Below are 1,493 nucleotides of genomic sequence, written 5' to 3' on the forward strand. Positions count from 1 at the left end.
AGATGTTCTTCGTTCTACCTCACGAAAGATACGTTCGACGGAATTTCTGAAGCCGTGTTGTTGGACGCGGTAGCTGAGGTTTTCTCGTCGAAGGCCACCGATACGATCGTCTGCGTTGTCGATGAGAAACACGGCGTCTTTGACGTCGTGTTTCTCGATCAACTCGGATAGAAACTCCCGTGCGATCGCAGTCGTATACGTCGGAAACAGCCGTGTGTGCAGAATTCTGTTCGTTTCAGGATCGACAGCCGCATACAGCCAGTACCAGTTATCGCCGTTCCGTTCAAATCTGGGAAGACGGTTCACTCTCTGGAGTCGATTTCTTGATAAATGACGTGCCCGCAGGCCTTACAATGTGACGCATCCGGATCATGATATGCCAGACCACAGTGGGGACATGTGACGTTGATTTTTTCCTTGGACGTCCACTCCCGGACAAACTTACTTGCCTGTCGTGGGATGACAATGATGGCGGCCAGGATCGATCCCACGGTCACCCACCTACCTGCGGTCGTGGCTGGGATGATATCGCCAAATCCCGTCGTCGATAGTGATATTACGGCGTAATAGAACGCGTCACCGAACGTCATAACGTCGGGATTCGTCGCGTGTTCTACACTGTAGAATAACCCGGCTGAGATGAACAGGAGAACCAAAATCGTCAACAATAGCTTCACGGCGCGCAGGGTGTTGTCCGCAACCGTTCCAAAGAAAAACTCCGCATCCTCGGTGAATCGGTAGAACCGGAGCACACGGACGACCCGAATCGCACGTAAAAACCCGATCTGCAACGCACTAATGGGTACCGGAAACACGAATACTAAGAGCGTCGGTAAAATTGCAATCAAATCTACCATGGTGTATCCCTTAAAAAATTCCGCCACCCGATTGGGAGCTCCGTACAAACGTAATATATATTCCACAGCGAAAATGAGAGCGAGGCCGACTTCGAGGCCCCAAATGAGGGATCGCAAATCGGCAGCGATCGGATACGTTTCGACGATGAAAATGGCAACGAACACCAGATTTAGTCCCAGCAAGGCGATGTCGATTATCTTCCCTGGTATTGTCCGGTGATCCAAGAGGTAGAATTGAACTAACTCACGAAGGTTCCGTTCGCCTGGAACGGATGCATCGCGGCCCATACGCGGCATAGTGGCCAATCGAACATAAAGAAGCAGCCCGGAACCCTCTCTCGAGACAGGGACTGTCAACAAGGCTCCCAGCCAAGAACTCTGTATAACTCGGAACACTCCGCCTTCTGCAACTTCAACAGAATCGTGTGGGACGTGACCCGTCGTTTCCCCATCTCACTCAACTTCGGCTCACGAACGAGGCCTCGTCGTATGCGACGGTCGTGATGCGGGAAGCGGCCTGTCGAGGTCGGCGTCGACGTCGCCGCTTGGGATGAACAACTCCTGATGGTCTCGATCTTGGCTACAGCGGCGAGCCACTCCACGGAGGTCTACTGACAAAGAACGTGGCAAGTAGGA

The 1,493-nt window shown here is 52.6% G+C and carries 1 protein-coding gene and 1 pseudogene; both read right to left on the minus strand.

Annotated features, from left to right (window positions below; all coding sequences use genetic code 11):
* Positions 1-282: pseudogene (locus tag ACERIT_RS16100) on the minus strand (IS6 family transposase); the annotation flags it as partial.
* A 20-nt stretch (positions 283-302) separates the two neighbouring features.
* Positions 303-1,145, minus strand: coding sequence for an ion transporter (locus ACERIT_RS16105; protein ID WP_373675869.1), 843 nt, complete (start codon positions 1,143-1,145; stop codon positions 303-305).
* Positions 1,146-1,493: the final 348 nt, after the last annotated feature.

Source organism: Halopenitus sp. H-Gu1 (assembly GCF_041821145.1).
Taxonomy (GTDB): domain Archaea; phylum Halobacteriota; class Halobacteria; order Halobacteriales; family Haloferacaceae; genus Halopenitus.